This window comes from Rhizobium sp. BK176 (assembly GCF_024808055.1).
In genome coordinates this window covers 20,855-38,538 of record NZ_JANUBV010000033.1, presented here as the reverse complement: position 1 = coordinate 38,538, position 17,684 = coordinate 20,855, and the positions used below count along the sequence as shown (strand labels likewise).

Here is a 17,684-nt window from a genome sequence, read left to right as displayed (position 1 = left end):
AACACGCCTTCCGTGAAACGTTACATTTTCCGGAAATCTGATCCTTCAGCCTATGGGTTCAACTCGGGCAGGGGATGGCCACGCGCAGGGCGCTGTGGTTGCTGCCGCGGCAGCCTGTTTCGAGTAATCGCCGCTGCAAGCGCGGCCCGATCAAGCGTCTCGTTATGCGAACCAGGCGCGTATAACAGCCGGTCGAGTTGTTGGAGCTGCCGCGAGAGATCGTCGTCCCCGCGGGCTGCTGTCCATGCAGAACCTGTTCGATAGCCGATAGCTCGGCACCAACCGTCAAAAGAGGCGTAGATGTCCTGTGGGGCTCCGTTCTTGACGGCATGAATGAGCCGGCGGAAAAGCTGCGGTTCGGAACTGGCCCGTATCCGCTGCTGCCGCGCGAACCACTGCTGCACCGGTGGGAACCAATGGCGGACACAGATGAAGACGGCGCCTAGTGCGATGAGTGACAAGACGGTGACGGCGATCGCGCGCATCGAACGCTGCTGCACGGGCGCTGCGGGATCGCTTGATTGAACTTGCGGTGCAATGCCCTCGGTCGTCGGGGGTGCGTCGGCCACGGTCAGGGCAACGGCAGGCAGCGAAGCAGTTTTGCTCGACTTGGCCTCGGTGTCGAACCAACCGAGGCTGATTGGCGGGATCTGAAAGGATCCCGGCGCTTCGGCAACGTAGGTGACGCTCTCCGTTCGCGAGCTTCCCACAGCCCGGTCACGGGTGACGCCATCAGCCAGCTGCGGCGACTGCGTATAGGTTTGCAGACCCGGTGCCTGCGCGATCTCCAGCGGCGGGATCATCATGGCTTGGGTGTTCTCGGCAAAGATGACCACGGTTCGCACGATGGCCTCGCCTGCCTTCAGCTTGGCAGGATCGCGATCGAACGATTGGGTGATGGTCACACCGCGGGCGGCAAAAGGTAGCGTCGTGCCGTCGCTGCCGGTCGGAGACGCAGCTGTAAATTGCGTCGGCGGCAGTTGCGCTGTGCCGTGCACGAACTTGCCGTCATCGGAATAGCTGAATTCGATCGTTGCCGGAGGGAGGGCGAAGGTGCCGGCCACCTCGGGCACGATCGCATAATCGCGGCGGATGCCGGAATATTGCACGCCATCAATCGTTTCCGTGATGTTCTGAGCACGCTCGTCAGGCAGCGTCACGAGCGCGTTCGGAACGTCAAACAACGGAAACTGCGGCGGTGAGGTGAAGAAATTCGGTGCAAAGACGTCGACCGTGACCCGCACCTGCTGCCCCGGCACGATGCTGTCGCTGTCGTTGATCGTCACACGTGCAAAGGGCTCGGCGGCGAAGGCGGTGCATGCCGTCGAAGCAAAGATCAATGCAGCCCAGATGATCCTCACGGCTTCTTCTCCTGCACTTCGATCGCGAACTTTCGCGCCATCAAATCGGCGGGGCTCACCTGGAGATTTTTCATCCACATCTCGGAGGTCTGCTCGGCAACATCGACTTGTCCAGCCTTGCCCTTTTTTCCCTTGTCGTCGAACTTGACCTCGTCCGGCTTCTGGTTCGGATCTTGCTGCTGCTCTTGCTCTTCGTCCTTTTGGGTCGCCAGCAGGTTCTCGGCAATCGCCAGATTGGCCTTCGCCTCCGGCCACTCCTTTCGTTTGTCTAGCGCCTTCTTGTAGGCCGTGACCGCCTCTTCAAACTTCGAAAGAAACAACAGGGAGTTTCCCTGATTGTACCAGCTTTCGGCGCTGTCGACCGCGGCGAACGCATCGACGGCCTGTGCGAATTTACCGGCGCGATAGAGCGCTACGCCGCGCCACATCGGATCGTGAAAGCGAGTTGCCGCATCATCGTAGTTGCCACGCTCGAACGCGATCCTCCCTTGTTGATCAGGCGTCAACCACATGTCAGCGAAGCCTGCGGCGTGTGAAGAAGTCGGCATAAATACAAGTCTTGCCAAGATAAACGCCGTTCCGAGCCGGACGACCCATCCCCTCCGGAAGGTTAACGCGAAGAGCACCGCCGCCGGTGCAAGCAGCAGCCAGCCGGCATCCTTCCAACGGTCGCCTTGCGCCGATTTCTTCTGCGCGAAATTGGTTGCCACGCGCTGCGTTATCCAGCGGACGTCCGTGTCGTCATCGGTGATTGTGGCGACATCAACGCCGGTCAGCGCGTGCAAATTTTTAAGCGCGTCGATATCGAGCTTGGCAAAAACGCGGCTGCCTCCGGTGCCGGTGGGAAAGCCTTCGTCCGCTGTCTTGACAGGACCGCCTTCGGCCGTGCCGACGCCGAGGATCAGGATGCCGTTGTCTGTTTTCCGCTTGAATGCGTCGAAAGCGTTCTGCTCGACGCCATCGGTGATGAAGACAACGGTACCGGCCACGCCGCCTTCGGAGAGTGCCTGTTCCGCCGTGGTAAGCGCTGCCGCGGTGTCCTTGCCGTCGACCGGCATGATGCGGGTAGCCAGCGCGTCGGTGTAGGTTTCGATCAGTGAGGAATCGTCGGTCAGCGGCAGCACGAGGTGGGCCGATCCGGCATAGGCGATGACCGCGGTCCTGGCGCCCTGCCTCTGCGCAATGATGTCTTTGATTTTCAACTTGGCGCGTTCAAGCCGGGAAGGCGTGAGATCGATCGCGTCCATCGTCGGCGACAGGTCGACGGCGAGCACCAGCGGTGCGGTATCTTCCACAAAGGGTGGCGCCTCGCGTTCCCAGGTCGGGCCGGCGGCGCCGAGGACGGCCAAGCCGAGTACTGCTGCAAGCAGCCAGGACGGGCGCACGCGAGTGCGCCCAGAAGCATCGACGATCAGCTTCTCCAGAAGATGAGGGGCAATCATATCCTTCCAGCGATTGCGGGCGTTGCTCGAGCGCGAGGCGAACCACACGATCCCGATCGGCAGGAGAATGGCAAGGAGCCACCAAGGGCGAAGGAAATGGAAATCTTCGATCATGCAGTGGACCTCCGAAGAAGCCCGCCCGCTGCGGCTGCGCAGTAATAGAGCGCGAGCACCGCAATCGCCGCGCCGAGCGGCCAGTGGAAGAGTTCGATGCGCGGCCGCCACGAGAGGTTCTTCTGATCCTCCGGGGTGATCTTGTCGAGCTCGTCATAGATCGCTGCAAGCTGGCTCTGGTCGCCACCGAAGAAGTAGCGGCCGCCGGTGTCGCTGGCGATCTTTTGCAGGGCCGTGGTGTCCAGCTTTTCTTCGCCGGTTGCGGCCGGATCGCCTATGCCGACCGCATGGATAACCACGCCCTTCTGCTTGGCTATGTCGGCGGCTTTTGCGGGCGGCATCTTGCTGGCTGTGTCGTTGCCGTCGGTCAGCACGATCAACACCTTTTCAGGCACCGTGGTGTTCTCAAACATCTTGATGGCAAGACCGATCGTATCACCAAGCGCGGTGCGTGGACCGGCCATCCCGGGCAGGGTTTCGGCAATCATGGCCTGAACCGTACGATGGTCCATCGTGAAGGGGACCAGCGGGTAGGGAGCGTCACCAAAGGCGATCAAACCGATGCGATCGCCCGGCCTCTTTGTAACGAAATCGGCGACGACGCTCCGGACTGCATCGACGCGTGGATGCGTCGTCCCATCGGGGGCACGGAAATCGCGGGTATCCATCGATTGCGAAAGGTCGAGAGCGAGCATCAGGTCACGCTGGGGTTCGACCTTCTCGATCGGCGGCTCGACGAATTGTGGGCGGGTGAGGGCGAGGACGATAAGGCACCAGGCGAGGGCTTCGGCAATCAGTTGCGGCCAACCGCGCCGGGCGATCACCGAGCCGGAGGTCGGCGTGATGCCGACTGCGCTTGCGACCTGGTCAAAGAAAGGCAAGCGAACGGATGCCGACGTTTCATGGTGGGCGGGCAACAACCACCAGACGATCAGGGGCAGTGGCAGCAACGCCAGCAGCCATGGATGATCAAGCTGATACATGATGCCGCTCGATCCAGTTGCGCGCACCGGCAATCAATTCGGCCCCGGTATTCGGTTGCGTCGCGCCGATCCCTTTGCTGGCGTGATATTCGAGATCGTCAAGCACGGCTTGCAGTGCCTGGCTGCTGGTACGATCACCATGGACTTCGAGAAACTTCACCCAGGCGGCCCCGGCGAGGGATGCAACGTCGTTGCGCGGCCAGCCGGCCAGGGCAACACGCTTCAAGAGCACTGCGAGGTCTTGAACGCCTGACTGCTGTGTCTCGGGATCACGGATCTTCGCCTCCACGCCGGCAAGTAGTGCCAGCGCGTCGCGCCGGTAGGCGTTGGCGCGATAGCGGCGAAGCCATAGTAGAAACACTGTGACAAGGATCAGCATCAGGATCGCCGCGAGGACGGCCCAGCCCCATGTCTGAGGCATCCAGGAGACTGCTGGCGGCAAGGATATGTCCTTGAGCGAGCGCAGCGCGGTTTCGGTCATTGGGTCCAACGGGGTGCCGGCGGGTTCCATGGTCATCGCCTCCTCTGGCGCCAGGCCGCCTGCTCCAGCAGCTTACGAAGTTGCGGGGCTGTCTCCTCCGCCGTCGAGACCGGCAGCATGGGAAGCCCAAGTTCGCGCTGCCATGCGCGCAGTTCCTCACCGCGTTCGCGTGCGAAGCGATCGATCGCCTGGCGTACGCTGCCCTTCCGCAGTGCGAGTTCCGCCTGAAGGTTGCCGCCGCTAACGACGATGTCGCCGGATTGCGGCAGTTCCAGCATGAAGGGATCGTATACGAGAAGGCAGATGACATCGTTGTGCGCGGAAAGGCGAAGCAGTCTGTCGCGGGTTGCCGCGGTGTGGCCGTCGAAGTCGCTGATGACAATGATGAGATGATCGTGATGTGCGATGCTGGTGACGCGTTCGACAACAGCGTCGAGCGCAGTCGGAGATGATGTTCCGGCAAAATCTGCATTCAACTCGGCATTCTGGGTCGCAATCCGGTCGGCAAAGCCAATCACTGCCTCCCGGCTGCGATGCGGGCGGATTTCGTCGATCCGCTCGTCATTAAAGACGAAGCCTCCAACACGGTCGCCCGAGCCGAGAATGCGCCAGGAGCAGAGCATGGCCGCCTCCGCCGCCGTCACCGACTTCATCGACCGCCGACTGCCGAAGAACATGTTGATGCGCTGATCCACGACGACCAGTGCCGGCCGCTCCTTTTCTTCGGAATAGACTCGGACGGCTGGTTTGGTCGTGCGTGCGGTGACGCGCCAATCGATCGTGCGGATGTCGTCACCCGGCAGATAGTCCCGCAATTCCTCGAAGGTCAGCCCACGGCCACGCATCGAGGATTGCATGCGACCGGCGAGCAGGCGGTGGCTCTTTGCCTTGTGGACGAAGCTCAGATCACGGGCGCGGCCTTCCAGGGCCACCAACTGGCTAGTAGAGACATGGACGCCTTCTGCATCAGGATTTGCCGGCATTGCGCGATCCTCACGAGACGGCCACGAGCTCGACGATGCGATTGATCACCTGGTCAGGCGTCGTGTTCGACGCATGCGCTTCGTAGGATAGAATGAGGCGGTGGCGAAAGACGTCTTTGACGATCGCCTTGACGTCATCGGGCGTCACGTAATCCCGGCCCTTGAACCAGGCGTAAGACCGCGAGACCTTGTCGAGACTGATGACGCCGCGCGGACTGATGCCGACCTGCAGAAGCTTCGCCAGGTCCTTGTCGTATTTGTCGGGATAGCGCGTGGCGAGCACCAGCGCGACGATGTAAGCCTCGACCGGATCGGAGACGGTGACTGCGCCAATTTCCTTGCGGGCATCGAAGACAGATTGCGGGTTAAGTTTCTGCTGCTCGGCAGGCTTTGTTCCGCCATGGGCAGCATTCTCCTCGTCCCGGTTCAAACGCATGATCGCCGCCTCTGACTTGCCATCGGGGTAGCCAACCTCGACATGCATGAGGAAGCGATCGAGTTGCGCTTCGGGAAGGGGGTAGGTGCCCTCTTGCTCGATCGGATTCTGCGTTGCCATGACCATGAAGAGGTCGGGCAAGGGATAGCTCTGTCCGCCGACCGTCACCTGCCGTTCCTCCATCGCCTCGAGAAGCGCTGACTGCACCTTGGCCGGTGCGCGATTGACTTCGTCGGCGAGGATCAGGCTGGCGAAGATCGGCCCTTGCTGGAACTTGAATTCCCCCTTGCCGCCTTCACTGAAATAGATCTCCGAGCCGGTAATGTCGGCGGGCAGCAGGTCAGGGGTGAACTGGATACGCGAAAGCTCTGCATCAAGGTTCTTTGCCAGGCTCTTGATGGCACGCGTCTTTGCGAGTCCCGGCAGTCCCTCGACGAGAAGGTGGCCGTTGGCAAGGAGGCCGAGCAGCAAGCGCTCGACCATTGTATCCTGCCCGATGATCGATTGGCCGACCCGTTTGCCGAGGTCGAGAATATCGTCGCGTGCCGTCATGGCTCCCCCTTGGGCAAATCGAGCGGGTCGTCAGAGATCGACCCGCTCTTGGTGGTTGCTACTTTCCAGTCGAGGGACCTTGCTCCATCGAGCGCATCAACGCATCGACCATCTGGTCGATGCTGAAGCTCGCCGATCGTTGGCTCGGAGGGTAGTCCTTGAAAGTCTGTAGGAAGGGAGCGACCCGGTATACGCCGTACTGAATGAGGTAGGCGTTCTTCGCCAGCCAGTCGTAGTACTGATCGGAGACGACATCGGCCCGTTCATAGGGATCCATGCGCAGGTTGAAGACCTTGGGCGCGCGGAGGCAGGTGAAGGGATTTGCCCAGACCACGAAGCCTCCCGGCTCTCTCTGTTCGCAGAAGACGATCTTCCAGTTGTTGTAGCGATAGGCGACGACTTCGCCGTCATCATTGAAATAGTAGAAGTCCTCGCGCGCCGATTTCGGCTGCTGTCCTGTCAGGTACGGCAGCTGATTGTAGCCGTCGAGATGGACCTTAAACTGGTTGCCGTTGATGCTTGCGCCATTGAGGAGTTGCTCCTTGACGTCGGGGTCGCCGGCTGCGGCAACCAGGGTCGGGAACCAGTCAAGTCCAGACATCATCTCGTTGGACACTTCGCCCGCTTTGACGTGGCCTGGCCAACGAACCATTGCCGGAACGCGGAAGGCGCCTTCCCAGTTGGTATCCTTCTCGCTTCTGAAGGCGGTCGTCGCCGCATCTGGCCAAGACCACTGGTTCGGGCCATTGTCGGTTGTGTAGACGACGATCGTATTGTCGGCGATCTTGAGGTCGTCCAGCGCCTTGAGGAGCTTGCCGACGTCACCATCATGCTCGACCATGCCATCGGCGTATTCATTGCCGGGCATACCGCTTTGGCCCTGCATGGATTCGCGAACGTGTGTGAACGCGTGCATGCGGGTCGTGTTCATCCATGTGAAGAACGGCTTACCCTCCTTGGCCTGCCGCTGCATGAAATCGATCGCAGCCGCCGTCGTTTCATCGTCGATCGTTTCCATGCGCTTGCGGTTGAGGGCGCCGGTGTCGTCGACCCTGCCGTCGGCGAACGAATGCAGGACTCCGCGCGGCGCGTTCGCCTTCACGAATGCCTGATCGTTCTTCGGATAATAGGGACGCTCGGGTTCTTCCTCGGCGTTCAGGTGATAGAGGTTGCCGAAGAACTCGTCGAACCCGTGTTGCGTCGGGAGGAATTCGTCACGGTCGCCGAGATGGTTCTTACCGAACTGGCCCGTGGCATAGCCGAGCGGCTTCAAGGCCTGAGCGATGGTGATGTCGCGCGCCTGCAGGCCGACTGTCGCCCCCGGGATGCCGACTTTGCAAAGACCGGTACGAAGGCAGACCTGGCCGGTGATGAATGTGGAGCGACCGGCAGTGCAGCTGTTTTCGGCGTAGTAGTCGGTAAACAGCATGCCTTCCTTGGCGATGCGGTCGATGTTGGGCGTCTTGTAGCCCATGACGCCCATCGAATAAGCGCTGATGTTCGTCTGACCAATGTCGTCGCCGAAAATGACGAGGATGTTCGGCTTTGCCGTATTCTGGGTTGGCGCCGCCTGCTGCGCATGCGCGGCTCCATAGCTGAGCGAGGTGGAGGCGAGGGCCAAGGCGAGTGCCGCGCCGGCGTGCCGAAGTCGCTTGGAGAGAGACGCACTCATCGTGATCTCCCTTGTCTTTTCAGGTCGTTCAACATTTACGCGCTCCTGATCGTGGGGCAGGCCGGGACTCGGCGCTGTAGAAAGCTCGTCAGACTTTTCGACAAGCTTACGTTCCCACTGAAGAGCATCACTCGGTAAGTACGTTACGGTAACAAGCGGGCGCCAAAACGTAACAGCGAGCGGAATGTGTCGGGCCTATTGGGTAAACGGCTGAGGTTTTAGGTCTCCCTGCAGCGTTTCGTCAGCCGGGCGCTTCTTTGCGTTCTGTATTGGCTGCTCGAGGACCGTCACTGGTGCTGCGACCGCTGTGGCCGCGACGTTGCCGATCGTCGTCACAGTGCCGCCGACCACTGCGGTCAGACCCTGGCCGAGCGAGACATTGGAATCCGTCAGCGTTTGCCCGGTGATGATGCGTTGGCCGATCAGCTGAACGATCTCAGGACTCTCGGCAAACTTACCGTGGTTCAGACCCTCGCCTTTCACCTTGGTAAGATCGATCGCGGTAATGCCCGCGGCTTCGAGCTTCGAGCGATAGGGCTCTACGGTCGGGTCGATCGCGCCGAGGCGTGAAACTTTACCGGTGATGAAGCTCGAGACGGCAAGGGCCTTGTCATCCTGCGATACGAAGATCGTGAATTTCGGCCTCGGCTCGCCCATCTCGGCAAACTGCTTGGCGAAGACCTGGATGTCGATATCAGGCGAGGCGAGAATGACGTTGTGGATCTTGCTGTTCACGTGTCCGTCGCGGATGCCCATCTGCCGCAGCGATTCCATGGTCAGCCAGGTGCCCATCGAGTGAGCGAGGATGGTGATGTCCTTGACGTCTGGGTCGGCGGCCAGTGTTCGCAACGCTTGCTCGAGCGCCGTGCGCGAATAGTTGGTGCTTTCCTTGTCGTATTCGTAGGCTGTGAGCTGAGCGCGTGAGGGCCACGTGAAGAGGATGGGAGTCGCGTGCATATCGGAATCGTGGACGATCTGCGCGAGGCGGAAAACGGAATCCTCGTATTTGTTGTTGAAGCCATGGATGAAGACCAGCGCGTGACCGCCTTGGATATTCTGGCGGAACCATGCACGCCCCTGCGGAACGGTATCGATCTCCTTGACGCTGGTCACGGCAAAGTCGGTCGCCGGATTCGGCGGCAGGCGCTTCGGCCATTGCACGGTGCCGGACGCGCGTTTCGGTGGTATCGAGACATCGACCGCCGTCAAGTAGGGCTTTGGACTGCGTTCGCCGTTAAACAGTGTTGCGGGATCGCCGGACGGCTCGCGAGTGGTCGCGACCAGCATGCTGACCTTGGTGGTGTTGGGTGTTGCCGCTGTCAGTGCAACAGGCGTCATGACCCCGCTTGGATGACCACAGCCTGCAAGAAGTGCGGCGACGAGCAACGGTACAAGTGTCCGAACAGTGCGGGCAGCAATCACGTTTCCGGTTCCCTCATTGAAAACGCAAGCACCTTACGGTGGCCGGGTTAAAGTGAAAGTACTTTACAGTAACCACACAGATGTTACGTGCAATTCGCGCGAGATGCACAGACCACACTAAGAGTTTTGAGCTGGTGTTACCGAACGGCAACGAGCCTTTTAGGATCGATCGATTTCTCAGCGCCACCCGCCGTCCTTGCGCCTCTCTTCCGTTGCCGTCCTTTGGCGCGTTTGTGAATTCAGTTCACAGATGCATGGAGCAAGTGACTGCTTATCACTGAAGTCCGATGCCTCCATATGTTCGCCAGTCAACCATGCCGGCGGACCGGCAGTCATTCGAGGCACATCATGCCAATTGCTCTTTTCGCTTTGACGATCGCGGCCTATGCGATCGGAACCACGGAATTCGTCATCGTCGGCCTGTTGCCGACTGTCGCTTCAGATCTCCATATCAGCCTGCCACTGGCGGGATTGATCGTCAGTGTTTACGCGCTCGGCGTCACGTTCGGGGCGCCGGTGCTGACGGCCTTGACCGGGCGCATCGAAAGAAAGCCGCTGCTTCTCGGCCTGATGGCGCTGTTCATCGTCGGCAACGGCATGGCAGCACTCAGCCCAAGTTATGCGCCCTTGCTGGTGGCACGCGTGCTATCGGCGTTTGCTCACGGTGTCTTCTTCTCGGTCGGCTCGACGATTGCAGCCGATCTCGTTCCCGAAAACCGCCGGGCCTCGGCGATTGCGATGATGTTCATGGGATTGACAGTCGCCATCGTCACCGGCGTTCCGCTCGGCACGCTGATCGGCCAAAACTTCGGTTGGCGCGCAACCTTCGCCGCCGTTGCTGGTCTCGGTGCGATCGCTTTTCTTGGCATTGCCGTGCTTCTGCCGTCGAACCTGAAAAAGGCGCCGGCTGCTACCATTGGTGACCAGATCCGGGTGCTCGGGAGCGGACGCCTGCTCATCGTCTTTGCCATGACCGCGCTCGGTTATGGGGGCACCTTCGTCGCCTTTACGTTCCTTGCGTCGATCCTGCAGGATATCACCGGCTTTGCGGCCGGTACGGTCAGCCTCATCCTCGTGGTCTACGGCATCGCGATCGCCATCGGCAATATCGCCGGCGGCAGGCTTGCCAACCGCAGCCCAGTCCGCGCTTTGACCGGACTGTTCATCGCCCAGGCGATTGTGCTGGTGCTGTTCAGCTTCACAGCTGCATCGCCTTGGCTGGTCGTTCCGACACTTGCCGCTTTGGGTTTCCTTTCCTTTGCCAATGTGCCAGGCCTGCAAATCTATGTGGTTCAATTGGCAAAGCAGGTTCGCCCGGCGGCCGTTGATGTCGCCTCGGCCCTCAATATCGCGGCATTCAACCTCGGCATTGCCGCGGGCGCATGGATCGGCGGCCTGGTGGTCGAGTCTCCCCTCGGCCTTGGGGCAACACCATGGGTCGGTGCAATACTGGTGGCCGGCGCCCTTATTCTGACACTCTGGAGCAGCGCCCTGGACAACCGCTCCACATCCGACGCCGGCACTGTAACGCAGGCCGCCTGACCGCGGCGGTGGCCCCGCAAATTTCCTTGGAGAGCGGCGGACGACGCGAGTCCCAATCGCGTCGTCCATCGATGTTTTCCTAGGAAGCATCAGGGCTAGCGGGAAGTGCAGGCAGGTGCTTTTCGCGAGGCTGCCAAATACTTCTTCTCGCAGTAGAATTTTCTCGTGAGGGATCACAATTCCCTTGCCTAGCGGCGACATACTGCGACATACTTATGTAGCTGACACCACCTGAAAGCACGCATCGAAATACCTTGCGATTTCCCGTTTTCTCGGAGCTGAGGTTCGATCAATGGTGTATCTGCCGCCTGGGGCAACTACTTCGTTCTTAAAGTTATTGATTGCCGTCTCTTGTTGGGCCTCGTTTTTGCCCAACCGAGCCGCCTACGCAAAAGATCCTTTTGCCGATTTTCCGGTGGTTATCAGCTGTGAAGTGAAGGGCACTTATCATGCCTTCTATTTGTCTAGGGTAACGAAGGACGGTACCGCGACTTACACAGCTTCGGACCGGATTGCGGGTACGATTACGCTGGACGGCAAAGCAAAGGCCATTGGCGGATTGGAGGGAGGAACCTGCGGAGGTAAGACCCTCGACGAACTGCGAGCGTCAGGGCAGGCGCACGACCTCAAATCTTAGCCCCTCAACGTTGAGATTTCTGGGCGATTTTTGTTCAGTAGACCGATGAATCGGCTGGCTGCTGATGGGTTCCGTCAATCCAACGGGGGAATTCATGGACGACATGTGTCCTGGCCCTTGGAACGTCTGTGTGCTCGCGCGCACGGGTAAGAACGGCGCCCTTGAGTTCATCGGTACGGCCGAGGAGGCATTGAGGAAGCTAAAGAGCAATTGGCCTCGACCTGGGCCGGCTTTCGCGCTGGCGGTGGAAAGCTGCCAGGATGTCGTGCGGAGTTGGGCTCCAAGCTATCTCGCACGCATAGCCTTTGAGGAGGCTGTTCGGGAGGCGGGGCTTCATCTGTAGGTGGGGCTGGCGTGACGCAAAGAGGAGAAGCATGGAAGAGCTGCGAACTCCCTTTAGGGTAACGGCGGGCCGCTTTCTTCGCTCACTGAGGATTTTCAGTTCTTCCGAGGTTGGAGGCGCGGCAAAGCTGCTGATGGCAGGCCTTGTGATACTGTTCTTCGCGATCAATGGGCTCAACGTGCTTAACAGTTTCGTCGGCCGAAACTTCATGACGGCAATTGCCGACCGCCAGGTTAGCGAGTTCGCTCGCCAGGCCGTCTTCTACGTCCTCGTGTTTGCCGGCTCCACCGCTGTATCGGTGTTCGCGCGCTTTACCGAGGAGCGCCTCGCGTTGCTTTGGAGGGGATTCCTCACACGCCGGGTCGTCAATCTCTATCTGACGGATGGAGCGTTCTATCGCCTCGATGTTTCGGGCAAGCTTTCGCATCCCGACCAGCGCATCTCGGAAGATATTCGCGCCTTTACCGTGACGACCCTGTCTTTCCTGCTGATGATCCTCAACAGCGGTCTGACGATCGTTTCATTTTCCGGCGTGCTTCTCTCCATCAATCCCGTGCTCTTCGCCGTTGCCGTCTTTTATGCCGCCGGTGGCTCCTTTCTTACGATCGGGCTGGGGCGGCGGCTCATCAAACTGAACTACGACCAGCTCGATAAGGAAGCGAGCTTTCGCGCGGGCCTTCTTCAAGTCAGAGAAAATGCCGAGCAGATAATGCTCACCGGCAATGGGCCGCAGCTGAAATCCTTCCTCGCAAGCCGACTTGATGATCTGATTGCGAACTTCCGCGTCATAACCTCAGTGAACCGCAATGTCGGCTTCTCCACGACGGGTTACAATTGGTTGATCCAGATAATCCCCGCCCTCATCGTTGCGCCGGCGTTCTTCCGGGGGGACATAGAGTTTGGCGTGATTACGCAATCGGCGGCTGCCTTCGCGATGCTGGTCGGTGCATTTTCGCTTATCATCAATCAATTCACGTCGATTTCAAATTTTGCTGCCGTCGTGGCACGTTTGAGCACGCTGTCGGAAGCAATAGAAAACTCTCAGCAGCAGGCCGGATCCGAAATTAGGATCGATCAAAGCGGGGAGGGACTATCCTACGAGAAGCTTACGATACGACCGGAGCCGGGCGGTTCGCCGTTGTTGCGTGAGCTGACGGTTACCATTCCGCCTCGGGCCCGTGTCCTCGTGAGCTGCTTACGGGAGGAACAAGGTAGCGCGCTTTTCAGGGCGACCGCGGGCGTTACCTATTCAGGTTCCGGCGGAATTTTACGGCCGGCGGGTGATGGAATACGGTTCCTTCCGCAGCAGTCTTATCTTCCCCCGAGTACGCTTCGACAAGTGATTGTTCCGCCGACGGCGAGCGAAGAAATACTGGACGAACGAATTTCAATGCTACTTGCCGAATTCGGACTCGAGCGCATTTCTAGGGCAGAGGGATTTCAACAAGAAGTGGAGTGGCACACGTTTCTGACGCAAAGGGAGCAGCACCTGCTGATGCTGGCGAGCGTATGCGCAGCGAAACCGCGTGTCGTCCTGCTTGAGAGGACTGAGGTTGTGGTGGGCTGGGATACGCTTTTCCGGATTATCACGCGCTTCACGAATGACGGCATTGCCTGCGTCCACATCGGGAGCGCTGCCAGCATATCGGCCTATGATGCCATCCTGGACCTCGGCGATAATGGCGCATGGCAGTGGAGGAAAGCCGCATAGCCGTCCAAGCGGTGGCGGCACGAAAACCGAGACGACGAGAAAGTCGATAGGAGGCTGACGATGACGAATGCCGCTCTTTCAACCGACGATTATCAGGCAAAAGCCACTCCGCTGGGAGCCGACGAACTGCGCTTGATGGACGCCTACTGGCGCGCATCGAACTATCTTTCGGTCGGACAGATTTATCTGCTCGACAATCCGCTCCTGAAAGAGCCGCTCAAGCGTGAGCACATCAAGCCACGGCTGCTGGGCCACTGGGGCACGACGCCGGGCTTGAACATGCTCTACGTGCATTTGAACCGCGTGATCAAGCGCGACGACCTCAACATGATCTACGTGATCGGTCCCGGCCATGGTGGACCGTCGCTTGTTGCACACGCCTACCTCGAAGGGACCTACAGCAAGGTCTACCCGAATATCGGCGAGGACGCCGAAGGGATGAAGGCTCTGTTCAAGCAGTTCAGCTTCCCTGGCGGAATTCCGAGCCATGTCGCTCCCGAAACGCCTGGAAGCATCCACGAGGGTGGCGAACTGGGCTATGCTCTGAGCCACGCCTACGGCGCGGCCTTCGACAATCCCGACCTGATTGTCGCTTGTGTCGTCGGCGACGGCGAGGCGGAAACCGGCCCGCTCGCCACGGGATGGCACGGCAACAAGTTTCTCAATCCGGCCCGCGATGGATGTGTGCTGCCGATCCTGCACCTCAACGGCTACAAGATCGCCAACCCGTGCTTCCTGGCGCGCATTCCCGAACCCGAACTGAGGAAGTTCTTCGAAGGGATGGGCTATGCGCCGCTGTTCGTCGAAGGACATGAGCCCGACAAGGTGCAGCAGCAATTGGCTGCCGCCATGGATACAGCCGTCGCAGAGATAAAACGGATCTGGGCGGAGGCGCGCGAGAAAGGCAATCTGACACGTCCGGCATGGCCGATGATCGTTTTCCGGACGCCGAAAGGCTGGACCTGCCCGAGCGAAATCGATGGCAAGAAGTGCGAGGGTTACTGGAGGGCCCACCAGGTCCCGATGGGCGAAATGGACAAGCCCGAGCACATCGAGATCCTGCAGCACTGGATGAATACCTACAAGCCAGAGGAACTCTTCGACGAGGGCGGCAAGCTGCGGGCAGAATTCGCTGCGTTGGCGCCGACGGGTCATCGCCGGATGAGCGACAACCTGCACGCAAACGGTGGGCTGCTGCTGCGTGATCTGAAGATGCCCGACTTCCGCGACTACGCCGTCTCGGTGCCGAGCCCCGGCGCGACCACGACCGAATCCGCGCGAGTCATGGGCAAATTCCTGCGCGACGTCATGAAGCTGAACCTGAACAGCAAGAACTTCCGGCTATTCAGCCCCGACGAGAACAACTCCAACCGCTGGCAGGACGTGCTTGAGGTTACGGACCGCTGCTACATGGCGGAGATCTACCCTGAGGACGATCATCTGTCGCCCGACGGGCGCGTCATGGAGGTGTTGAGCGAGCATCAGTGCCAGGGCTGGCTGGAAGGCTACCTCCTGACCGGACGGCACGGCTTCTTCTCCTGCTACGAAGCGTTCATCCACATCATCGACTCGATGTTCAACCAGCACGCCAAGTGGTTGAAGGTCTGCAACGAGATTCCGTGGCGGCGGCCGATCGCGTCTCTCAACTACTTCCTGAGCTCGCATGTCTGGCGCCAGGATCACAATGGCTTCAGCCACCAGGATCCCGGTTTCATCGACCATGTGGTCAACAAGAAAGCCGAAGTGATCCGCGTTTATCTGCCGGCGGACGCCAACACGCTGCTTTCCGTCACCGACCACTGCCTGCGCAGCCGCAACTACGTGAATGTCGTCGTTGCCGGCAAGCAGCCTTCACCGCAGTGGCTGACGATGGATGAGGCGATCAAGCATTGCGCGGAAGGCCTTGGTATCTGGGAATGGGCCAGTTCCGACAAGGGCAGCGAGCCCGATGTCGTCATGGCATGCTGCGGCGACGTTCCGACGCTGGAAACGCTGGCCGCGGTGCAGTTGCTCCGGGAGCATTTGCCGGATCTGAAGGTCCGCGTCATCAATGTCGTCAATCTCATGAAGCTGCAGCCGTCGAGCGAGCATCCGCATGGCCTGTCCGATCGTGATTTCGATGCGTTCTTCACCAAGGACAAGCCGGTCATCTTCGCGTTCCATGGATATCCCTGGCTGATTCATCGCCTGACCTACCGGCGCACCAACCACGACAATCTGCATGTGCGGGGGTACAAGGAGGAGGGGACCACCACGACGCCCTTCGACATGGTTGTCCTGAACGAGCTCGACCGCTTCCATCTGGTTGAGGACGTCATCGATCGACTGCCGCAGCTTGGCGCCAGTGCCGCCTACTTCAAGCAGGCAATCCGCGAAAAGCTGATCGAACACCGGCAATACATCCAGAAGCATGGCGATGACATGCCCGAAATCAGCGGCTGGAAATGGGGTGTGCGGGGCCAGTCCGCCGGAGCGCGAAGGACGTCGACGGAAGGCGACAATACATGAGCCGTCCAGCCTGCATATCTGGGGGAGCTCGGACGGGCAGGCTGCGATAAGCCCAAGATATCCAGGTCACTGCGGGCGACGCTCAGGCAGTGACTTGGATTTGGCAGCATGCGGCACTGCCAGAAAATGGAGCGCGAAGCTTTTTAATAGGTGAAGCCATGGTCGAGGTGCCTTTGACCGCGCCAAATCCGGATGCCCCTCCGAGCGACGAGGACTTCGAGCGATTGCAGTTCACGACGTTGCTCTACTACCTGCATTGCACCAACCCGGACAACGGGTTGGTGCGCGACAAGACCCAAGACGGCGCACCAGCAAGTATTGCCGCCATTGGCATGGCGCTTGCTACCATTCCGGTCCTGGTGGAGTGCGACATCATCATCCGCGAGTTTGCCGCCAAGATCGCCCGACGACGGCTGCATTTCTTGATGCGATGCCATCAAGGCCCTGAACCGGATGCGTCGGGCTACAAGGGCTTCTTCTATCATTTCCTTGACATCGAGACGGGGCGGCGGGTCTGGCAGTGCGAATTGTCGACCATCGACTCGGCGTTTCTGTTCGCCGGTGCGCTAACGGCCGCAACCTATTTCGATCGGGACACGGCTGACGAGGCGAAGATCAGGGAGCTTGCGGCGGCGCTCTACGAGCGGGCGGACTGGAACTGGGCGCGTGACCATGGCCCGACGCTGACCCATGGCTGGCGACCGGAAAACGGCTTCATTCCCTATCGCTGGCGTGGCTACGACGAGGGGCTGCTTCTCTACATACTGGGGCTCGGGTCACCGACGCACCCGCTGCCCCCGGAAAGCTACGCGGCCTACACGGAGAGCTACGAGTGGCGGAACATCTTCGGGCGTGAACTGCTCTATTCGGGCCCACTCTTTACGCATCAGCTTTCACAAATGTGGATCGATTTCCGCGACATCCGCGACGAATTCATGCGCGAGCACGGCAGTGACTATTTCCAGAACAGCCGCCAGGCTACCTTTGTGCAGCAGGAATATGCGATCCGAAATCCGATGCAATTCGAGGGCTATGGCGAGCACTGCTGGGGCTTTACCGCCTGTGATGGTCCCGGCTGGCGAACGCTGGAAACTGGCGGATATCGCCGGGAGTTCTTCGATTACATAGCGCGCGGCGCACCGTTCGGGCCTGATGACGGGACGGTAGCCCCCTGGGTCGTCGTGGCGTCTCTGCCTTTCGCACCCGAGATCGTCATTCCAACCGTTCGCAATTTCAAGGGCATGCAGCTGGGGATGAGGCGGCTTTACGGATTCAAGCCATCCTTCAATCAGAGCTTCAAGGACCCGAGCAGTCCCACAGGGTGGTGGATCAGCCCCTATCATTTCGGCATCGATCAGGGGCCGGTGGCCCTGATGATCGAAAATTACCGCACCGGCTTCCTGTGGAAGCTGATGCGCGATTGCGAGCCGATCGTCCGCGGATTGCGCCGGGCGGGCTTCGACGGTGGCTGGCTCTAGGAGGGGCGCACGGCGAACT

The 17,684-nt window shown here is 60.0% G+C and carries 14 protein-coding genes; 6 read left to right on the top strand and 8 right to left on the bottom strand.

The features are described from left to right. Window positions 1-50: 50 nt before the first annotated feature. The 8 genes from FHT76_RS38250 to FHT76_RS38215 all read right to left on the bottom strand — a co-directional run bounded on the left by FHT76_RS38250 (window position 51) and on the right by FHT76_RS38215 (window position 9,362). Window positions 51-1,361, bottom strand: coding sequence for a BatD family protein (locus FHT76_RS38250; RefSeq protein ID WP_183861381.1), 1,311 nt, complete (start codon window positions 1,359-1,361; stop codon window positions 51-53). After that, entirely contained in the window at window positions 1,358-2,917 is a 1,560-nt protein-coding gene (locus FHT76_RS38245) for a VWA domain-containing protein (RefSeq protein WP_259186666.1), read from the bottom strand. Before FHT76_RS38245 ends, FHT76_RS38250 begins: the two co-directional genes overlap by 4 nt. Further along, entirely contained in the window at window positions 2,914-3,900 is a 987-nt protein-coding gene (locus FHT76_RS38240; protein ID WP_183861377.1) for a VWA domain-containing protein, read from the bottom strand. The genes FHT76_RS38245 and FHT76_RS38240 overlap by 4 nt, the downstream gene beginning before the upstream one ends. Further along, entirely contained in the window at window positions 3,887-4,417 is a 531-nt protein-coding gene (locus tag FHT76_RS38235; protein WP_183861375.1) for a DUF4381 domain-containing protein, read from the bottom strand. The genes FHT76_RS38240 and FHT76_RS38235 overlap by 14 nt, the downstream gene beginning before the upstream one ends. Next, window positions 4,414-5,364, bottom strand: a complete 951-nt coding sequence (locus tag FHT76_RS38230) for a DUF58 domain-containing protein (RefSeq protein WP_183861373.1) — start codon at window positions 5,362-5,364, stop codon at window positions 4,414-4,416. The genes FHT76_RS38235 and FHT76_RS38230 overlap by 4 nt, the downstream gene beginning before the upstream one ends. A 10-nt stretch (window positions 5,365-5,374) precedes the next feature. Continuing rightward, window positions 5,375-6,352 carry a MoxR family ATPase gene (locus FHT76_RS38225; RefSeq protein WP_183861371.1) on the bottom strand — a complete coding sequence of 326 codons (978 nt, stop codon included), beginning with the start codon at window positions 6,350-6,352 and terminating at the stop codon, window positions 5,375-5,377. Between the two features lie 58 nt (window positions 6,353-6,410). Beyond that, window positions 6,411-8,024, bottom strand: a complete 1,614-nt coding sequence (locus FHT76_RS38220) for an arylsulfatase (protein WP_183861368.1) — start codon at window positions 8,022-8,024, stop codon at window positions 6,411-6,413. 195 nt (window positions 8,025-8,219) lie between these two features. Further along, window positions 8,220-9,362: an alpha/beta hydrolase gene (locus FHT76_RS38215; RefSeq protein WP_259131621.1), complete on the bottom strand. Its 1,143-nt coding sequence runs from the start codon at window positions 9,360-9,362 to the stop codon at window positions 8,220-8,222. A 432-nt stretch (window positions 9,363-9,794) separates the two neighbouring features. On the opposite strand from FHT76_RS38215, the gene FHT76_RS38210 reads away from it, so the two are divergent. From FHT76_RS38210 to FHT76_RS38185, 6 genes are all read left to right on the top strand, one after another. Beyond that, window positions 9,795-10,988, top strand: a complete 1,194-nt coding sequence (locus FHT76_RS38210) for an MFS transporter (RefSeq protein ID WP_259186665.1) — start codon at window positions 9,795-9,797, stop codon at window positions 10,986-10,988. Window positions 10,989-11,280: 292 nt separating this feature from the next. Then, the gene (locus FHT76_RS38205) at window positions 11,281-11,625 is read left to right on the top strand and encodes a hypothetical protein (protein WP_183753967.1); all 345 of its coding nucleotides are present in this window, start codon (window positions 11,281-11,283) and stop codon (window positions 11,623-11,625) included. Window positions 11,626-11,689: 64 nt separating this feature from the next. Continuing rightward, window positions 11,690-11,968, top strand: coding sequence for a DUF982 domain-containing protein (locus FHT76_RS38200; protein ID WP_310503307.1), 279 nt, complete (start codon window positions 11,690-11,692; stop codon window positions 11,966-11,968). Between the two features lie 31 nt (window positions 11,969-11,999). Continuing rightward, on the top strand, window positions 12,000-13,679 hold the full coding sequence (locus FHT76_RS38195; protein ID WP_259186664.1) for an ABC transporter ATP-binding protein/permease: 1,680 nt from the start codon (window positions 12,000-12,002) through the stop codon (window positions 13,677-13,679). Between the two features lie 60 nt (window positions 13,680-13,739). Further along, on the top strand, window positions 13,740-16,187 hold the full coding sequence (locus FHT76_RS38190) for a phosphoketolase (RefSeq protein ID WP_259186663.1): 2,448 nt from the start codon (window positions 13,740-13,742) through the stop codon (window positions 16,185-16,187). A 158-nt stretch (window positions 16,188-16,345) separates the two neighbouring features. Continuing rightward, window positions 16,346-17,665, top strand: coding sequence for a glucoamylase family protein (locus FHT76_RS38185; RefSeq protein WP_183861358.1), 1,320 nt, complete (start codon window positions 16,346-16,348; stop codon window positions 17,663-17,665). The last annotated feature ends 19 nt before the right edge of the window (window positions 17,666-17,684 follow it).